We start from the raw sequence: 16,978 nt of genomic DNA, 5'->3' as shown, positions 1-16,978 counted from the left end.
CGCCATATTCCTGCGCGGCATGGCCATGGGCGCAGCCGATATCGTTCCGGGCGTGTCCGGTGGCACCATTGCATTCATCACCGGCATCTATTTCCGCCTGCTGGAAGCCATCAACGCCGTTCCGGTGGCTGTTTTTCGTGACCTTCTCAAAGGGCGGTTCCAGGCATTCTGGGTTGCCTGTGACGGTACGTTCCTGGTCTGCCTGCTGGCGGGCATCCTGTCGAGTATTGTAACCCTGGCCTCGGCCATCAGCTTCGCCCTGGCCAACTATCCGATCCTGATCTGGAGCTTTTTCTTTGGCCTGATCGTGGCGTCTGTCTGGCACGTCGGCCGACAGGTACGCCATTATCGGATTTCCTTGTTGGCGCCGTTGATCGCGGGCATCGCGGTGGCCTGGTGGATTACCACCCTGTCCGGGGGGCAACTTACACCTTCGGCCCTGGCATTTTTCGGTTCCGGCGCCCTGGCGATCTGCGCCATGATCCTGCCGGGGATTTCCGGGAGCTTTATCCTGGTGATTATTGGTATGTATGCGCCGGTTCTGGCCGCTATCAAGGCACCGGATCTGGGCGTTCTGGTTTTGTTCATGGCCGGGTGCCTGGTCGGGCTGTTGTCGATCGCCCGGCTGATAACCTGGGCCTTTCATCACTTCCATGACATGGTGTTGGCGGTGTTGACCGGTTTCATGATCGGGGCGCTGAACAAGGTCTGGCCCTGGAAGGAGGTTCTCAGCTGGCGCACCAACAGTTCGGGAGAGCAGGTGCCTCTGAACGAAGTCAGTATTGCTCCGGCGACATTTGAACAGCTGACCGGGCAGGATCCCCAGGTGCCCATGGCGCTGTTGATGGCTCTGGTCGGGTTGCTGTTGGTGCTGGCAATCGAATGGGTCGGGAATCGAAAAGTGTTACCTGACGCACAGAATGAGTGTTCCCCAAGGTAACAAAGACGACCGGCACGTAACTTGGATTGCCTCTGAAAATATGCAATAAATTAGCGAGTTACTATAAAAACTTTAGAATCTGGATTGATCCTTTGGTCTTTTTAGACGGATTTTTCATAACTGGGGCAGCTTTATTCCTGTGAGATTTTTGCGTGGGCTCGTCAATGCCGCCCGGTCGGCCTCCCCGCGGTTCCACTCAGGTGCCATGCTCCAGCCTCGTTTCCTGAAAATGCTCCTGGTCGGACTGGGCGTGGTTGCGCTCACGGCCTGCAACACCCAGGCAATCTACCAGGATGATCTCTATAACCCGCCCGTGTACTGGGGACGGCACGTGGTCAAGCCCGGCGAGAACCTTTACCGGATTGCCTGGCAATATGGCCGCGACTACCGGGAGCTCGGCAGTGCCAACGGTATCGGACCGCCCTGGACCATCAAACCCGGACAGGTCCTGCGCCTGGACCTTCGCGGAACTGTCACATCTTCCAGCCAGAATAGTCAGAAGCAGAGAGTTGCGGCTGCGCCGTCCAGGACTGCGCCTCCGGCGCCAAAACCGGCCCCCAGACCAAAGGTGACCAAGCCCGCAGCAGCGGACGAATCCCTGGACAAACGCTCGCAGACCGTGGCCAGTGTCAGCTGGCGCTGGCCACACGCTGGCACCGTAATTGCAGGATATTCAACATCCGGAAAAGTCAATAAAGGTATTGATATTGCCGGAAAAGCCGGTGATGCTGTGAAAGCGGCGGCCAGAGGAAATGTGGTCTACGCCGGTAACGGGTTGCTTGGTTACGGCAACCTCATTATCGTGAATCACAACGAGCACTATTTGAGTGCTTACGCCCACAACCGGAAGATTCTGGTGCAGGAAGGGGAGGACGTTAACGCCGGACAGGTGATCGCAGAGCTCGGGAGCAGCGGTGCGGAACGACCCATGTTGCATTTTGAAATCCGGAAGAATGGCAACCCCGTCGATCCACTCCATTACCTGCCACCCCGCTAGCCCTCACGCATACAGCCAGGATCGCTGTTGCAAACCTGAAGCCCGGCACTGACAGAAACCGCGTACGACAAAACAACAAGAATGATCCGGCCGGATTTGGCCAAACAACAAATGTCCTGAATAAAACGAAGACGAATGAAGCAGAGTCCGGGATAAGAAGAAGTATCGGACCTTCCACAGGATTATTGAGAGGCGGGGCAAGAAAGATGTCAGCAGAGCAAGAAGATATCATTGTTGATCGTGTCGAGGATCTGGATGATTCCGAGGATCAGGTGCTAGCAGAAGACAAAGTTGAAAAGGAGTCGGCGGACAGCGCCGATGAAGAGGAAATCTCCACACAGGGACGGTACTTCACCAGCCAGAAACAGCTGGACGCAACCCAGCTCTATCTCAACGAAATCGGTTTTTCACCCCTCCTGACGCCGGAAGAGGAAGTCTACTTCGCCCGTCTCGCCCGCAAAGGCGAGGAGTCAGGTCGCAAGCGCATGATTGAAAGCAACCTGCGCCTGGTGGTCAAGATCGCCCGCCGCTACGTCAATCGTGGTCTTACCCTGCTTGACCTTATCGAAGAGGGTAACCTGGGCCTGATCCGTGCGGTCGAGAAGTTCGATCCTGAGCGCGGCTTCCGGTTCTCAACCTATGCGACCTGGTGGATCCGTCAGACCATCGAACGGGCCATCATGAACCAGACCCGGACGATCCGTCTGCCGATTCATGTGGTCAAGGAACTCAACCTGTACCTGCGGGCGGCCCGGGAGCTGACCCAGAAGCTGGATCATGAGCCTTCTGCGGAAGAAATCGCCCAGATGGTCGATAAGCCAGCGTCAGACGTGAAGCGCCTGTTGGGTCTCAATGAGCGGGTTGCCTCGATGGACACCCCGATCGGTGCCGGAGGTGAGAAGTCCCTGCTGGATACCGTGGCAGACGAGGGTGCCTCGGACCCCGCGGACCTGCTGCAGGACAACAACATGTGTTCCTGCCTCGAGAAGTGGATTGACCAGCTCAGCGACAAGCAGCAGGAAGTGCTTTCCCGCCGCTTTGGTCTGCGCGGCTATCCGGTGAGTACCCTGGAGGAAGTCGGTCAGGAGATCGGGCTGACCCGGGAGCGGGTTCGTCAGATCCAGGTGGAAGCGCTTCGCCGCCTGCGGGAAATCCTGGAGAAGGAGGGCCTCTCCGGTAATTTGCTGTTCCAATAAGTTCCACTGACGCCAGTAAGAGAAAAGCCGGCCAATGACCTTGGCCGGCTTTTCTGTTTTCATGCCTCGCAAATGAGAACCAGGTGGCGCTCTGCTGCCCGGGGTCGTTGTTAGAATGCGTTGACCGGGCAGGATAGGGTGTCGAGCCCCGGTGACGAATGAAAACGCATTGAATAATAACGATGGAAAAGGAAAGGACTATGAAGAAGGCTCTCTCATCAGGATTTGCATCCCTGATCCTCACAGCAATGTTATCAGCCCCTGCCTCGGCCCTGACCGTTGAAGGCGTCGATGTTCCCGATACCTACCAGGCCATGGGCACCGAGCTGAAGCTCAATGGCGCCGGTACCCGCTCCAAGTGGTTCATGGACCTCTATGTGGGTGGTCTATACGTTCCGGAAAGCATCAGCGACGGCGAAGCGGTGATCAATGCCGACGAGCCCCAGGCCATTACCCTGCACATCATCTCGGGGATGATCACCAGTGAGCGTATGACCGAGGCGACTCTTGAGGGCTTCAAGGCCTCTACCGACGGCAACATGGCACCGGTCCAGGATGACGTCGACCAGTTCATGGCCGTATTCCAGGAAGAGATCAAGGAAGGCGATGTGTTTGATCTGGTTTACCTGCCGGGAGAGGGCGTTCGGGTCCTGAAGAACGGCGAGGTGCGGGATACCGTGGGTGATCTGGCGTTCAAGAAGGCACTGTTCGGAATCTGGCTGTCCGACAAACCAGCCCAGGAAAACCTGAAAGAGCGGATGCTGGGTCAGCGCTGATTGTCAGGCGCTGAAATGGCATTGAAAAGCCGACGTACCCGCCAGGGAGCGTCGGCTTTTTTGTTTCTGACACAGGGGATCAGAGGTAGTCCCGCTTGTCCTTGAACTCGCACAGATCCTCAATGATGCAGGCGCCACACTTGGGCTTGCGGGCTGTACAAGTGTAACGGCCGTGGAGGATGAGCCAGTGGTGGGCATCCAGGAGGAATTCCTTCGGTACCAGGCGCAACAGGCGCTTTTCCACTTCCAGGACGTTTTTCCCCGGGGCAATTCCGGTGCGGTTCGATACCCGGAAAATATGGGTATCCACGGCCATAGCCATGTGACCGAAGGCGGTGTTAAGCACCACGTTCGCGGTCTTGCGTCCGACACCAGGCAGGGCCTCGAGATCCTCACGCTTCTCCGGGACCCGGCCGCCATGCTTTTCGATCAGGATCCTGCAGGTCTTGATGACGTTTTCGGCCTTGCTGTTGAACAGGCCAATGGTCTTGATGTATTCCTTGAGCCCGTCCACGCCCAGCGCCAGGATTGCCTCCGGAGTGTTGGCCACCGGGAATAGCTTGTCGGTGGCCTTGTTGACGCCTACGTCGGTAGCCTGGGCCGAGAGAATCACGGCAATCAGTAACTCGAACGGCGACGAGTAATTCAGCTCCGTGGTCGGGTTGGGGTTGGCATCCCGCAGCCGGGTAAAGATTTCAATACGTTTCTGCTTGTTCATCCGTCAGCAATACTGCTCTGGTGTGGGTTCAGGAAACATTGCCAGTGACGCGGACACGCTTGCTGCCACTGGTCGCGGGTTCGGGCGCTGCGGCCTTGCGCCTGGCTTCCAGGTGACTGTCGATGCCGTTCTTCAGGGCAATCAGCAGTCCCAGGCCGACAAAAGCACCGGGAGGCAGCACCATGAACAGCATGTCAGGATAGTCTTCAAACGGGCGGACCACCCAGTCGGCAGCCATGGGGCCCAACAGCAGGTTCATGTCCGCAAACAGGGTGCCCTGGCCAATCAGCTCACGCATTCCCCCCAGAACAATCAGCACCGCCAGGAAACCCAGGCCCATCATGGCACCATCCAGCACTGCCGGCCCCGGGCTGTTCTTGGAGGCAAAGGCGTCTGCCCGGCCCAGGATCGTGCAGTTGGTGACAATCAGGGGAATGAATATGCCCAGAATCTGGTAAAGCTCGTAGGTGAAGGCCTGCATCAGCAACTCGGCACAGGTGACGAACGAGGCAATAATCATTACAAACGCCGGTAAGCGGACCGACTCACCTACAAAATTGCGAATCAGCGATACCGCCAGGTTCGAGCCCATCAGTACCATCAGGGTGGCCAGGCCAAGGCCGATGGCATTGACCACGGTGCTGGTTACCGCCAGCAGGGGGCACAAGCCCAGAACCTGAACCAGCGCCGGGTTGTTGTTCCAGAGCCCGTCACGGATGATTTCTGCCGAGGTCTTGCTTGCCATGATCAGGACGTCTCCTCAAGCCGGTTCAGGATTTCCCTACGATTCTGGCGGAAGTATACCAGAGACTTCTGGACCGCCTTGACCACCGCACGGGGGGTGATGGTGGCACCGGTAAACTGGTCAAACACACCGCCGTTTTTCTTCACGTTCCAGTTGCGTGGTTCGGGGTTATCGAGGGATCGGCCCTCGAAACTGTAGATCCAGTCAGACTTCTTGGTCTCGATGCGGTCGCCGAGGCCCGGCGTCTCCCGGTGACTCACCACCCGTACGCCAAGCACCGTGCCCTCAAGGTCAATGCCGACCAGCAGCCGGATGTCGCCGGAGTATCCGTCTGGGGCCACCGCCGGCATGATGAAGCCGGTAGGGGCACCGCCTTGCCGCGCGACCCAGACGGTTACCGGCCCTGGGGTGGCAAGCCGCTCACTGGCCGGCAGCTGAACCCTATCGTTCAGCAGATCGTTGTCATGCTGGGATTCCGGGATGATTTCAAACAGGGCCCGTGCTTCCGCCCTTGCCGCCTCTTCCTGGATGCGCTCTTCGGTGAGGGCCTGTGTCACGGCGATGGAGCCGCCGGTGATGATGGCAAAGAGGCCCAGGCCGATGGCGCTGCGTCGAATGGATTGTGCCAGTGCAGCCATGTCTTACCCCTGATTCTTGCCAGGCAAACCGCGGCGGGCCTTGTGGTGGCCATAGGCACGCGGTGGCGTGTAGTAATCGATAAAAGGCACGGCAAAATTCATCAGCAGAACGCTGAATGCCACTGCATCCGGGTAGTTCCCCCAGGAACGGATGACGTAGATCAGCACCCCGATGCCGGCACCATAGATCAGCTTGCCGTGGTGACTGGTTGCCGCCGAGACTGGATCCGTTGCAATAAAGAAGGCGCCCAGCATGGTGCCGCCGGCCAGCAGGTGCAGGGACAGAGGCGCATACTGGTCGGCATTGGCGCCGAAGGCCAGGCTCATGACAATCAGGGCACCGAGGAAGCCAGCGGGAATATGCCAGGTAATGATGCGCAGGAATACCAGCACCAGGCCGCCGGCCAGGAAGGCTGCATTAACCCATTCCCAGCCCCGCGCGATGCCTTCACCAAATGTAGGGTGGGTCAGAACCTCGGTGGCCGTATGGGAAGCAATCTTGTGCTTGTATTCGCCCAGCGGCGTGGCCATGGTCCAGCCATCCACGGCCGTCTGGGAGGCCGAGAAGATCCGGGCCAGGGTTTCACCGACTCCGGGCGCACCCTGGAACAGCATCGCCGCCTCGGCCCAGTTGGTGGTCATGGCAACCGGGAATGAAATCAGCACCAGCGCGTAGCCGACCATGGCAGGATTGAAGGGGTTGGAGCCGAGGCCGCCATAAAGTTGCTTGGCTATGATGATGGCGGTGATGACGGCAATGGCGGACACCCACCAGGGCGCAAACTGGGGCAGGGAGAGACCCAGTAACAAACCGGTGACGGCCGCGGTATTGTCCTTCAGGAAAAATGCCACGGGCTTGCCGCGCAGTTTCAGGAAAGCCGCCTCGGAGGCCAGGGCGACCGCAATGCACCAGACCACATTGATCAGGTTGCCCCAGCCGAAGAAGACGGTCTGGGCGACTAACCCGGGCAGCGCCGCGATGATGACCCAGAGCATGACCCGCGACGTCGGTCGGGCGTTGTGAGCGTGGGGTGATGACTGCTGAACAAGTGCCATTGAGATCGGGCCTGGGCTCGGTTAATCGGATGTCTGGGATTCGGTGGTGCTGGCCAGGGCCTTGCGGGCGTCTGCCAGGGCCTGTTCGGCGCGCTGCACGCGGTCGTGGTTCTTGGCCACGGCGCGTTCAAGCTTGTCGACGTTGTCCGCCTGCTGGGCCTTGGCGTCATCCAACATGCCCTGCATGTTATCCAGTTTGGATTTGGCCTGCTCAAGCTGTTTTTCCAGCGCTTCGATGTCGGGTTTGTCCTCGCTGGCAGTCGCCTCCGCACTGGCGGGCTGACTCGCCTTGGTGGCTGTTTTTGCCTTCTTGCGTTCCAGTGCCTGCTGGACCAGCGCGGCCTTGGCGGCGCGTTCGTCAACCGCCTCTCCGGCCTCGGCGGCTTTTTCAGCCTCCGCCTGCTTCTTCGCCTGGGCTTCGGCAGCGGCTTTCGCACGCTCTTTGCGCCGCTGCTCCTTCTCCTGTTGCTCCCGCTCCAGGCGAGCCTTCCGCGCCTCGAAACGCTCCCGGGCGCGGTCGGCCTTGATCTGTTCGGCCCGCTGGACTCGGATTTCGCCCTTGGCGTAGCGGTAATACTGCACCAGGGGAATGGAGCTGGGGCAAACGTAGGAGCAGGCGCCGCATTCGATGCAATCGAACAGGTTCAGGTGTTCCGCCTTCTCGAATTCGCCGGATTTCGAATACCAGAACAGTTGTTGGGGCAGCAGCTCCATGGGGCACACTTCGGCACATTGGCCGCAGCGGATGCAGGGCTGTTCGGGTGGTGGCGCCGGCAATTCGGCCTCGGTGGCGGCGATCACACAGTTGGTGGTCTTGGTCACCGGAACTGCGGTGGTGGTCAGGGTGTAGCCCATCATGGGGCCCCCGAGTACCAGGCGGTTAACCTTCGGCGATTCGAGGCCCGCCTGTTCCAGCAGGTAATCGATCGGTGTGCCGATCAGCACCTCGAAATTGCCGGGTTCACGGACTGCCTCACCGGTAATGGTTACGATCCGGGAAATCAGTGGGCTGTCTTCAAAGACCGCCCGGGAGACCGCAACGGCGGTGCCGATGTTCTGGCACATGACGCCAATATCGGCCGGGATCCCGGCGCTCGGAACTTCCTGGCCGGTCAGGACCCGGATCAGTTGTTTTTCGCCGCCGGACGGATACTTGGTCGGGATGACGGCAATCTCGATCTGTGTGCCTTCGCAGGCCTTTTGCATGGCCTCGATGGCCTGAGGCTTGTTGTCCTCGATACCGATCACGCAGCGCTCCGGCCGCAGGATCCAGGCCATGACCTTCAGGCCGGCAACCACCTCGGCGGCTTTCTCCCGCATGGTCATGTCATCGGCGGTGATGTAGGGCTCGCACTCGGCACCGTTGAGGATCAGGGTGTCCACCTTGCGGTCCTTGGGTGGGCGAAGCTTGATGTCGGTGGGGAAACCGGCACCGCCCATGCCGGAAATGCCAGCCTCATGGATGATTCCCAGTACGGCCTCCCGGTCCAGGCTGCGGTAATCCGACACCGGATGCCGTTCCCGCCACTGGTCCTCACCATCAGGCTTCAGGGTGATACACCAGTCATTGAGGCCCGAAGGATGCGGCACCGGCATTTCTGCAATACTCTCGATCACGCCGGAGGTGGGGGCGTGGACCGGCACGCCCATGCCAACGGTAACATCGGCGATCTTCTGTCCCTTCAGTACCCGTTCGCCGACTTGCACCAGCGGCTCTGCCGGGTCACCGATGTGCTGCTGCAGTGGCAGGACCAGCCGCTCGGGCAACCCGGCTGTCCGGATCGGTCGGGCCGTGGACTGTTGCTTGTTCTCGGCCGGGTGGATGCCGCCGGTGAAATCCCACAATTGAGTCATCAGGCACTGGCTCCCTGGCGGTCGGTGGCAATGATGCCAGAACGCGGTGGCGTCCACGTCCAGGTGCGGATGTCCGGCTCGATGGTCACCATGTCGATGCAGTCAACCGGGCAGGGCTCGACGCAGAGATCACAGCCGGTGCATTCGCTTTCGATAACGGTATGCATGTGCTTCGCCGCGCCGAGGATAGCGTCAACCGGACAGGCCTGGATGCACTTGGTGCAGCCGATACATTCATCCTCACGGATGACCGCCACGCGTCGGGCTTGTTCGACACCGTGCTCCGCATCCAGCGGCTGGGGTTCGACATCCAGCAGATCGGCGAGCGCCTTGATGGTGGCTTCGCCGCCGGGTGGGCACTTGTTGATGGCTTCGCCCTGGGCGATGGCTTCGGCGTAAGGGCGGCAGCCGGGATAGCCACACTGGCCGCACTGGGTCTGTGGCAGCAGAGCATCGATCTGGTCCACCAGAGGATTGCCCTCAACCTTGAACCGTTCGGAGGCAAAGCCCAGCAGGCCGCCAAACACCACGGCCAGGGCCAACAGCACAACAACGGCGATCAGAATGCCTGTCCACATAACAACAAACGCTCCGTCAGACAGTGACCAGGCCGGTAAAGCCCAGGAATGCCAGCGACATCAGTCCTGCGGTTACCATACCAATGGCGGCACCCCGGAAGGCAACCGGAACATCCGCCACCGCGATACGCTCGCGCATGGCGGCAAACAGCACCAGCACCATGGAGAAACCGGCCGCTGCACCGAAACCGTACAGGACAGACTCAACGAAGTTGTTGTTTTTATTAAGGTTAAGAAGTGCCACGCCGAGAACAGCGCAGTTGGTGGTGATCAGGGGCAGGAAAATGCCCAGAACCCGGTAGAGCAGCGGGCTGGTCTTGCGAACCACCATTTCAGTGAACTGGACCACCACCGCAATCACCAGGATGAAGGTGATGGTCTTCAGGAACGCCAGGTCCAGCGGCGCCAGAAGGTAGGTGTAGGCGAGGTAGCTACAGACCGATGACAGGGTCAGCACAAACGTGGTGGCCAGGGACATACCCATGGCGGTCTCCAGTTTCCCGGACACACCCATGAACGGGCACAGTCCCAGAAACTGAACCAACACAAAGTTGTTCACCAGTATGGTGCTGACCAGTATCAGCAAATACTCTGTCATCGGAGCTGCTCTTCCTCGCGCTGCCTTACATTACCCGCATGCCCGGGGTGGCGCCGGAATCCGGAGAAAGAATGAAAATGTCCTTCCCGCCCGGACCGGCTGCCAGAACCATGCCTTCGGACATGCCGAACTTCATTTTTCTCGGCTTCAGGTTGGCCACCATCACGGTCATGCGGCCTTCCAGATCTTCCGGCTTGTAGGCAGACTTGATACCAGCAAACACGTTGCGTTCGCCATGTCCTACGTCAAGAGTCAGGCGAAGGAGCTTGTCTGCACCTTCAACATGCTCGGCTTTGACAATTTTAACGACCCGAAGGTCCACTTTCGCGAAATCACCGAATTCTATCTCATCGGCGATCGGCTCAAGATTGGCAGCAGGTTCCGGCTGACCGGTCGCTGCAGGCAGTTCCTCCTTGGAGGCATCCAGCATCTTCTCGATCTGGGCCATGTCCACCCGACTCATCAGCGGCTTGAACTTGTTGATGCCGTGGTGTTCCAGCAGCTCGGCACGCTTGTTCCAGTCCAGTTTTGCATTCAGGAACGCCTCGGAGGCCTCGGCGGTTTTCGGCAGCACCGGCGCCAGGTAGGTCATCAGGATGCGGAACATGTTGATGGCATTGGTACAGATGGCCTGCAGGTTGTCGTCCTGGCCTTCCTGCTTGGCAATGACCCAGGGCTGCTCATCGTTCACGTACTGGTTGGCGATGTCCGCCAGTTCCATGATCCGGCGCATGGCGCGGCCGAATTCCCGGGCCTCGAAGAAGTCCTCGATCTCCTTGCCGGCCTCGATGAATTCCTTCAGCTTCCCATGCTCGGTCACCTTGCCCAGCTGACCGTCAAAACGCTTGGTAATGAAGCCTGCACTGCGGCTGGCGATGTTCACAACCTTGCCCACCAGGTCCGAATTTACCCGCGCAGCGAAGTCTTCAAGGTTCAGGTCCATGTCATCGACACTGCCGGTGAGCTTGGCAGCGAAGTAGTAGCGCAGGTACTCCGGATCCAGATGATCGAGATAGGTGCGCGCCATGATGAAGGTGCCACGGGACTTGGACATCTTCTTGCCATTGACGGTCACAAAACCGTGGGCCCAGACCGCGGTCGGCGTCCGGAAACCGGCATCGTGCAGCATGGACGGCCAGAACAGGGCGTGGAAATTGATGATGTCCTTGCCGATGAAGTGATAGACCTCGGCCTCGGAATCCGCCTTCCAGAAGTGCTCGAAATCAATGCCTTCGCGGTTGCACAGATTCTTGAAGCTGGCCAGGTAGCCAATGGGGGCGTCCAGCCAGACATAGAAGAACTTGCCCGGCGCATCCGGAATCTCGAAACCGAAGTAGGGCGCATCACGGCTGATATCCCACTCCTGCAGCCCGGCGTCCAGCCACTCGGCCAGCTTGTTCGCAACCTGGGGCTGCAGGGTGCCGCTGCGGGTCCACTTGGCCAGGAAATCATGGAAATCCGGCAGCTTGAAGAAATAGTGCTCGGATTCCTTCTCAACCGGCGTGGCACCGGAGACCGCAGAGCGTGGATTGATCAGCTCGGCCGGCGTGTAGGTGGCACCACAAACCTCACAGTTATCCCCGTACTGGTCTTCCGCCTTGCACTTCGGGCAGGTGCCCTTGATGAAACGGTCGGCCAGGAACATCTCCTTCTCCGGATCGAAGAACTGGGTGATCTTCCGGGTGGCGATGTGCCCGTTTTCCTGCAACTGGCGGTAGATGTACTCGGAAAAGTAACGGTTCTCCTCCGAATGGGTGGAGTAATAGTTATCGAAACGGATGTGAAAGCCGGCAAAGTCTTCCTGGTGCTCCTGACGGATCCGGTCAATCAGCTGCTCAGGAGTAATACCCTCACGCTCGGCCCGCAGCATAATCGCGGTGCCGTGGGCATCGTCGGCGCAAACGTAGTAGCAGTTGTGGCCACGCATGTTCTGGTAGCGCACCCAGATATCGGTCTGAATGTACTCCAGCAGGTGACCCAGGTGGATCGGCCCGTTGGCATAGGGCAGGGCGCTGGTAACCAGAATATCGCGCTGATGCTTGCTCGCTTGCGTCATGGTGATGTCCGAACCTTCTGTTGGTAAGGGTTGGAAAGACAAAAACAGGGCCCTGGTGCAGATCCTGAATTGATTGCTCCAGGTAAAGACCCCATATGGTCAGAAACGGGCACAGATGATACCTTCCAAGCAGCAATTTTTCACCTGAAACGCCCGTTTCCGTGTTCATGAGCTTATTCCGGAGAACCCGATGACCCAGATTTCCCAGCAGGCCCTCGAAGCCGCTGTCCGCGAATACCGGGACCCTTACCTCGAAAAGGACCTGTACGACCTCGGCGCCGTCAAAAACCTGAGTGCCGACCACAGTGGCAAAGTCACCCTCATGGTCGAGCTGCCGTACCCGTCCAGGGGCATTGCCGGAGCGCTCAAACAGATCGTCACCAACGCTTTGGAAAACGTCGACGGCGTTGACAGCGCCGACGTTCACGTCGGCCAGAAGATCCACTCCTACAAAGTCCAGAAAGACCTCCCGTCCGTCCCCGGCGTCAAAAACATCATCGCCGTGGCCTCCGGCAAAGGCGGTGTCGGCAAATCCACCACCGCCGTCAACCTCGCCCTGGCACTGCAGGCCGAGGGTGCCAGAGTCGGTATCCTCGACGCCGACATCTACGGCCCCAGCATCGGCATGATGCTCGGCGTGCCCGAAGGCAAACGCCCGGAAACGCGAGAGAACAAATACTTCGTCCCCATGGAAGCCCACGGCCTGCAAGCCAACTCCATGGCCTTCGTCGTCACCGAGAAAACCCCCATGGTCTGGCGCGGCCCCATGGTCAGCGGCGCCGTAATGCAACTGCTGCAACAGACCCTCTGGAACGAACTCGACTACCTCATCATCGACATGCCCCCGGGCACCGGCGACATACAGCTAACCCTGGCCCAGAAAGTCCCGGTAACCGGCGCCGTCATCGTCACCACCCCCCAGGACATCGCCCTGCTGGATGCCAAAAAAGGCATAGAAATGTTCCGCAAAGTCGACATCCCGGTCCTGGGCGTGGTCGAAAACATGAGCGTCCACATCTGCAGCAACTGTGGCCACGAAGAATCCCTGTTCGGCCACGGCGGCGGCGAACGCATCGCCGAGGAATACGACACCACACTGCTTGGTCAATTGCCGCTGCACATGACCATCCGGGAACAGACCGACGGCGGCACTCCTTCCGTGATCGCCGAGCCGGACTCGGAAGTGGCTCGGCGGTATCGCGATATTGCCAGGAGGGTTGGGGCAGAACTCTCTACCCGCGAACGCAACCTAAGTGGTTCGATTTCAAGTGTTTCGGTAACCGAGCACTGACAACTTCCTGATGTATGCGGCGGTCCACTTGGAGGCATGATCGCGGCCATAGGGGCAGCCTTCCAAAAATGTTGGAGGCCAGGGATGGCCGGAAACAAGCGCACATGGACGTGCTCGTAGCGGTTTTTGGAAGGCTGCCCCTATGGGCGCAGCCCGCAAATCTTGAGGCCCGAGCCCAAAGTCGCAGCCCCCAGATCAAGCAGTCCTGGGATAAGCCGAGGGGCCTTCGACAGACCCCAAGGGAACAGGTAAACTACGCCTCAATTTTTCCAGTGGAAACGAGATTTCACCAATGAGCATCAAATCCGACAAGTGGATCCGCCGGATGTCCGAACAACACGGCATGATCGAACCGTTCGAACATGGACAGGTTCGCGAAACCGAAAAAGGCCGTGTCATCTCCTACGGAACCTCCAGCTACGGTTACGACGTCCGCTGCAGCAACGAATTCAAAATCTTCACCAACGTCCACAGCGCCACCGTCGACCCCAAGAACTTCGACGACAACAGCTTCGTCAACTACACCGGTGACGTCTGCATCATTCCACCGAACTCCTTCGCCCTGGCCCGCACCGTCGAGTACTTCCGCATCCCGCGCAACGTACTCACCATCTGCCTGGGCAAAAGCACCTACGCACGTTGCGGCATCATCGTAAACGTCACCCCGCTGGAGCCGGAATGGGAAGGGCAGGTGACCCTGGAATTTTCCAACACCACCAACCTCCCAGCCAAGATCTACGCCAACGAAGGTGTTGCCCAGATGCTCTTCTTCGAGTCTGACGAAGTCTGTGAAACCAGCTACAAAGACCGGGGCGGCAAATACCTGGGCCAGACCGGCGTGACCCTGCCCAGGACATGAACGCCAACCAGTTTCTCAAAGCCGTCGCACAACTGCAGGGATGGCGTGAATGCGCCTTCCTGCTCGCTCTTGCGGAACGCTCGTTCCCGAACTATGCCCTGTTCGCCGACGCCGTTGGCCTGAAAACAGGCGCCAAAATGCGCCAGCTCCTGGACCTGGCCTGGGACATGCTCCAGAAAGAGGCCAGTGAAGCCGCCATTCCCCAGTTGCTGAGCAAACTCGAAACCCTGTCGCCCAACGTGGACGACTACGACGCCTACGGCGTCTACCCGGCGTTCGACTTCTGCCAGTTGCTGGAGCAAGCGCTGCTCAACCGCCTGAATCCCAACAAGCATCGGGCAACCGAGGCCTCCCAGCTGGCCACCGCAACGGTGATGAACTTCATCGAGATGTCCGAAGGCGAAGATCTGCCGGAAGATGAACTGGTTCGCCTGCTCGATCATCACCCCCTGATGAAAGAAGACAAGATGTTCCAGCGGGACCTGGTACTTGAGTTGAAACGCCAGCGGGTTCCCAAGGAGTCCTTTATCGCCGAGTTGAAGGCGCAAGCCGCCAACGACGGCGTCAGCAATCTCGGAATTGCCCCGGACAGCTAAACAACCCTGCGGTCCGCGCTACACTTGATGTTAAACCCGTTTGTCAGCCCTGATTGGATAGAGCCATGAAACTCTCTGCTTTTGGTCGCAAATTCACCGCCGATGCCGGTATCACTTCCCTGATGGATGATCTGGGGAATGCCATGGCCTCCGGGGATGACATGATCATGATGGGCGGGGGGAATCCGGGCCACATCCCCGAAATCCAGCAGCGGGTTCAGGAAATCCTCGGAGATATGAGCCGGAACGAGGACGACGTCCGGCGTCTGGTGGGCGTCTATGATCCGCCCCAGGGGGAGAAGCAGTTTATCGCCTCGCTGGCGGACCTGCTGAACCGGGAGTATGGCTGGGGCCTGAAACCCGAAAACATTGCCCTGACCAACGGCAGCCAGGCCGCCTTCTTCATGCTGTTCAACATGTTTGGCGGCGATTACGGCGACGGCCACCGCAAACACATCCTGCTGCCCCTGGCACCGGAATATATCGGTTATGCCGATGCCGGCATCGAGCCGGAGCTGTTCCGGGCCGTGCAGCCGGATATCTCGTTCACCGATGCCCACGAGTTCAAGTACCGGGTGGACTTCGATGCGGTGGAAGTCACCGGCGAGACCGGGGCCATCTGCGTGTCACGCCCGACCAACCCCACCGGCAATGTGATCACCGACGGTGAGTTGGCCCGGCTGGAAGTCATGGCCAGGCAGCACGACATTCCCCTGATTGTCGACGGGGCCTACGGTACGCCGTTCCCGAGCCTGCTGTTTGTCGATGCGCACCCGACCTGGAACGAGCAGATCATTCTCTGCCTCAGCCTGTCGAAGCTCGGCCTGCCGGCGGCGCGAACCGGCATCGTTATCGCCGCCGAGCCGATCATCAAGGCCATGTCCGGTATCAATGCGATCCTGAACCTGGCCACTGGAAGTTTCGGAGCCATGTTGGCGGAGCCTCTGGTGCGATCCGGGGAAATCCTGTCCCTGAGTCGGGATGTGGTCTGCCCCTTCTACAAGGCCAAGATGGAAAAGGCGGTTGCCGCGTTCCGGGAGGCCATGGGCGAGGACAGTTGCCGCTGGTACATCCACAAACCCGAAGGCGCCATGTTCCTGTGGTTATGGTTCCCGGACCTGCCCATCTCCAGTCTGGAGCTTTACCAGCGACTGAAGAGCAGGGGGGTGCTGGTGGTATCCGGTCACTACTTCTTCCCGGGATTGCCGGAGGATGGCTGGCGCCACCGCCATGAGTGCCTGCGGGTGACCTATTCCCAGGACGATGAGCGCGTGGCTGAAGGCCTCCGGATCATTGCGGACGAAGTGAAAACGGTCTGGGCCGAGGCCGGAAGGAAGGCTTAATCGCCCAGCTCGGCATCCTTCAGGCGCAGTTCATAGCGGCTGCCGTCAGGTTCGATCTGCAGCAGGCGTGACAGCAGAAAATCCTGTCGTGGATCGAACCACATCAGGGTCTGGCGCCGGGCGTTCTCGCCCCGGACCTTCTCAGCCTTGAGCAGGCTGATGGTGTCACCATTGGTGGATACCCGCTCTTCGTCGATGACGGCGAACTTCTCTTCATCGTAGTCACCGCCGTCGATCACCTGGTAGCTCATTTCCCGCATGCCGGCCTTGATGTCCTGGCGGAGCTGTAACTGGAAACCGAGCGGGTCGAGGGCGCCTTCCTTCAAGGGTATTTCAAAGCTCTTGTCCCGATAGCTGCCGGTGGCGACTCCCTTGTCCCAGTCAAAGTCGATGGACTGTTTCCGATCCCTGATGAAGACACCGGAGAGGTGGTAGCGGTAACGCAGGGGAATCACCCGGCCGTTTTCCCATTTCAGGATCAGGGATTCGTCAATATCGGCGATGAAAGAGTCGACATCGGTGCGGTAGAGCCAGATGCCGTTATTCTGGAAGGTAAGGCTGCGCTCGGCGGTGCCGTTGATCTCCAGGCCCTTGTCCATGGAGGCGGTGTAGCTCACGCGGGAGGGAATCAGCTCCTGGGCAGCTTCCTGTGCCGCGGAGACAAGAGGGAAAAGCAGGAGGGCCAACAAGGCCAGCCGCCGGAATGCAGGGATCCTGCCGTGTCTTCTGGATAGTCC

The 16,978-nt window shown here is 59.3% G+C and carries 17 protein-coding genes; 8 read left to right on the top strand and 9 right to left on the bottom strand.

Annotated elements, in window-relative coordinates; genetic code table 11:
* Positions 1–4: 4 nt before the first annotated feature.
* From BM254_RS10780 to BM254_RS10765, 4 genes are all read left to right on the top strand, one after another.
* On the top strand, positions 5–940 hold the full coding sequence (locus tag BM254_RS10780) for a polyprenyl-phosphate transporter (protein WP_483869255.1): 936 nt from the start codon (positions 5–7) through the stop codon (positions 938–940).
* A 205-nt stretch (positions 941–1,145) separates the two neighbouring features.
* The gene (locus BM254_RS10775) at positions 1,146–1,937 is read left to right on the top strand and encodes a peptidoglycan DD-metalloendopeptidase family protein (RefSeq protein ID WP_175497254.1); all 792 of its coding nucleotides are present in this window, start codon (positions 1,146–1,148) and stop codon (positions 1,935–1,937) included.
* A 206-nt stretch (positions 1,938–2,143) separates the two neighbouring features.
* Positions 2,144–3,133 carry an RNA polymerase sigma factor RpoS gene (rpoS, locus tag BM254_RS10770; protein ID WP_092003015.1) on the top strand — a complete coding sequence of 330 codons (990 nt, stop codon included), beginning with the start codon at positions 2,144–2,146 and terminating at the stop codon, positions 3,131–3,133.
* Positions 3,134–3,333: 200 nt separating this feature from the next.
* Complete coding sequence (locus tag BM254_RS10765; protein ID WP_092003012.1) at positions 3,334–3,909, top strand: chalcone isomerase family protein; 576 nt, start codon at positions 3,334–3,336, stop codon at positions 3,907–3,909.
* 79 nt (positions 3,910–3,988) lie between these two features.
* Here the strand turns inward: BM254_RS10765 and nth are convergent, their stop codons facing one another.
* Genes nth through metG form a run of 8 tightly spaced genes read right to left on the bottom strand, consistent with a single transcriptional unit; the run spans position 3,989 to position 12,152 of the window.
* On the bottom strand, positions 3,989–4,627 hold the full coding sequence (gene nth, locus BM254_RS10760; protein WP_092003009.1) for an endonuclease III: 639 nt from the start codon (positions 4,625–4,627) through the stop codon (positions 3,989–3,991).
* 28 nt (positions 4,628–4,655) lie between these two features.
* The gene (locus tag BM254_RS10755; RefSeq protein WP_092003006.1) at positions 4,656–5,372 is read right to left on the bottom strand and encodes an electron transport complex subunit E; all 717 of its coding nucleotides are present in this window, start codon (positions 5,370–5,372) and stop codon (positions 4,656–4,658) included.
* Positions 5,373–5,374: 2 nt separating this feature from the next.
* The gene (rsxG, locus tag BM254_RS10750) at positions 5,375–6,010 is read right to left on the bottom strand and encodes an electron transport complex subunit RsxG (protein ID WP_092003004.1); all 636 of its coding nucleotides are present in this window, start codon (positions 6,008–6,010) and stop codon (positions 5,375–5,377) included.
* A 3-nt stretch (positions 6,011–6,013) separates the two neighbouring features.
* Complete coding sequence (gene rsxD / locus BM254_RS10745; protein ID WP_092003001.1) at positions 6,014–7,066, bottom strand: electron transport complex subunit RsxD; 1,053 nt, start codon at positions 7,064–7,066, stop codon at positions 6,014–6,016.
* Between the two features lie 21 nt (positions 7,067–7,087).
* Positions 7,088–8,920, bottom strand: coding sequence for an electron transport complex subunit RsxC (rsxC, locus tag BM254_RS10740; protein WP_092002999.1), 1,833 nt, complete (start codon positions 8,918–8,920; stop codon positions 7,088–7,090).
* Positions 8,920–9,498 carry an electron transport complex subunit RsxB gene (gene rsxB / locus BM254_RS10735; protein ID WP_092002996.1) on the bottom strand — a complete coding sequence of 193 codons (579 nt, stop codon included), beginning with the start codon at positions 9,496–9,498 and terminating at the stop codon, positions 8,920–8,922. Before rsxB ends, rsxC begins: the two co-directional genes overlap by 1 nt.
* A 16-nt stretch (positions 9,499–9,514) precedes the next feature.
* Positions 9,515–10,096, bottom strand: coding sequence for an electron transport complex subunit RsxA (rsxA, locus tag BM254_RS10730; RefSeq protein ID WP_092002993.1), 582 nt, complete (start codon positions 10,094–10,096; stop codon positions 9,515–9,517).
* 25 nt (positions 10,097–10,121) lie between these two features.
* Positions 10,122–12,152 carry a methionine--tRNA ligase gene (gene metG, locus BM254_RS10725; RefSeq protein ID WP_092002990.1) on the bottom strand — a complete coding sequence of 677 codons (2,031 nt, stop codon included), beginning with the start codon at positions 12,150–12,152 and terminating at the stop codon, positions 10,122–10,124.
* A 190-nt stretch (positions 12,153–12,342) separates the two neighbouring features.
* Here metG and apbC point away from each other — a divergent pair, with 190 nt between their 5' ends.
* The 4 genes from apbC (at position 12,343) to BM254_RS10700 (ending at position 16,241) form a co-directional block, all read left to right on the top strand.
* Positions 12,343–13,443 carry an iron-sulfur cluster carrier protein ApbC gene (apbC, locus tag BM254_RS10720; RefSeq protein WP_092002986.1) on the top strand — a complete coding sequence of 367 codons (1,101 nt, stop codon included), beginning with the start codon at positions 12,343–12,345 and terminating at the stop codon, positions 13,441–13,443.
* A gap of 292 nt (positions 13,444–13,735) precedes the next feature.
* Entirely contained in the window at positions 13,736–14,302 is a 567-nt protein-coding gene (dcd, locus tag BM254_RS10710) for a dCTP deaminase (protein ID WP_092002980.1), read from the top strand.
* Positions 14,299–14,898, top strand: coding sequence for a YjaG family protein (locus BM254_RS10705; protein WP_092002977.1), 600 nt, complete (start codon positions 14,299–14,301; stop codon positions 14,896–14,898). The genes dcd and BM254_RS10705 overlap by 4 nt, the downstream gene beginning before the upstream one ends.
* 65 nt (positions 14,899–14,963) lie before the next feature.
* Positions 14,964–16,241 carry a valine--pyruvate transaminase gene (locus BM254_RS10700; RefSeq protein ID WP_092002975.1) on the top strand — a complete coding sequence of 426 codons (1,278 nt, stop codon included), beginning with the start codon at positions 14,964–14,966 and terminating at the stop codon, positions 16,239–16,241.
* On the opposite strand, the gene BM254_RS10695 is transcribed toward BM254_RS10700, so the two are convergent.
* Positions 16,238–16,927, bottom strand: coding sequence for a DUF3108 domain-containing protein (locus BM254_RS10695; protein WP_342714241.1), 690 nt, complete (start codon positions 16,925–16,927; stop codon positions 16,238–16,240). The genes BM254_RS10700 and BM254_RS10695 overlap by 4 nt on opposite strands.
* Positions 16,928–16,978 lie beyond the last annotated feature (51 nt).

It is taken from the genome of Marinobacter pelagius, from assembly GCF_900114925.1.
Classification (GTDB): Bacteria; Pseudomonadota; Gammaproteobacteria; order Pseudomonadales; family Oleiphilaceae; genus Marinobacter; species Marinobacter pelagius.
This window is presented reverse-complemented; position numbering and strand designations above follow the sequence as displayed.

Excerpts from the sequence above, each read along its gene's own strand:
- BM254_RS10775 (WP_175497254.1), top strand. The coding sequence starts at position 1,146 with ATGCTCCAGCCTCGTTTCCTGAAAATGCTCCTGGTCGGACTGGGCGTG.
- rpoS (WP_092003015.1), top strand. The coding sequence starts at position 2,144 with ATGTCAGCAGAGCAAGAAGATATCATTGTTGATCGTGTCGAGGATCTG.
- BM254_RS10765 (WP_092003012.1), top strand. The coding sequence starts at position 3,334 with ATGAAGAAGGCTCTCTCATCAGGATTTGCATCCCTGATCCTCACAGCA.
- nth (WP_092003009.1), bottom strand. The coding sequence starts at position 4,627 with ATGAACAAGCAGAAACGTATTGAAATCTTTACCCGGCTGCGGGATGCC.
- BM254_RS10755 (WP_092003006.1), bottom strand. The coding sequence starts at position 5,372 with ATGGCAAGCAAGACCTCGGCAGAAATCATCCGTGACGGGCTCTGGAAC.
- rsxG (WP_092003004.1), bottom strand. The coding sequence starts at position 6,010 with ATGGCTGCACTGGCACAATCCATTCGACGCAGCGCCATCGGCCTGGGC.
- rsxD (WP_092003001.1), bottom strand. The coding sequence starts at position 7,066 with ATGGCACTTGTTCAGCAGTCATCACCCCACGCTCACAACGCCCGACCG.
- rsxC (WP_092002999.1), bottom strand. The coding sequence starts at position 8,920 with ATGACTCAATTGTGGGATTTCACCGGCGGCATCCACCCGGCCGAGAAC.
- rsxB (WP_092002996.1), bottom strand. The coding sequence starts at position 9,498 with ATGTGGACAGGCATTCTGATCGCCGTTGTTGTGCTGTTGGCCCTGGCC.
- rsxA (WP_092002993.1), bottom strand. The coding sequence starts at position 10,096 with ATGACAGAGTATTTGCTGATACTGGTCAGCACCATACTGGTGAACAAC.
- metG (WP_092002990.1), bottom strand. The coding sequence starts at position 12,152 with ATGACGCAAGCGAGCAAGCATCAGCGCGATATTCTGGTTACCAGCGCC.
- apbC (WP_092002986.1), top strand. The coding sequence starts at position 12,343 with ATGACCCAGATTTCCCAGCAGGCCCTCGAAGCCGCTGTCCGCGAATAC.
- dcd (WP_092002980.1), top strand. The coding sequence starts at position 13,736 with ATGAGCATCAAATCCGACAAGTGGATCCGCCGGATGTCCGAACAACAC.
- BM254_RS10705 (WP_092002977.1), top strand. The coding sequence starts at position 14,299 with ATGAACGCCAACCAGTTTCTCAAAGCCGTCGCACAACTGCAGGGATGG.
- BM254_RS10700 (WP_092002975.1), top strand. The coding sequence starts at position 14,964 with ATGAAACTCTCTGCTTTTGGTCGCAAATTCACCGCCGATGCCGGTATC.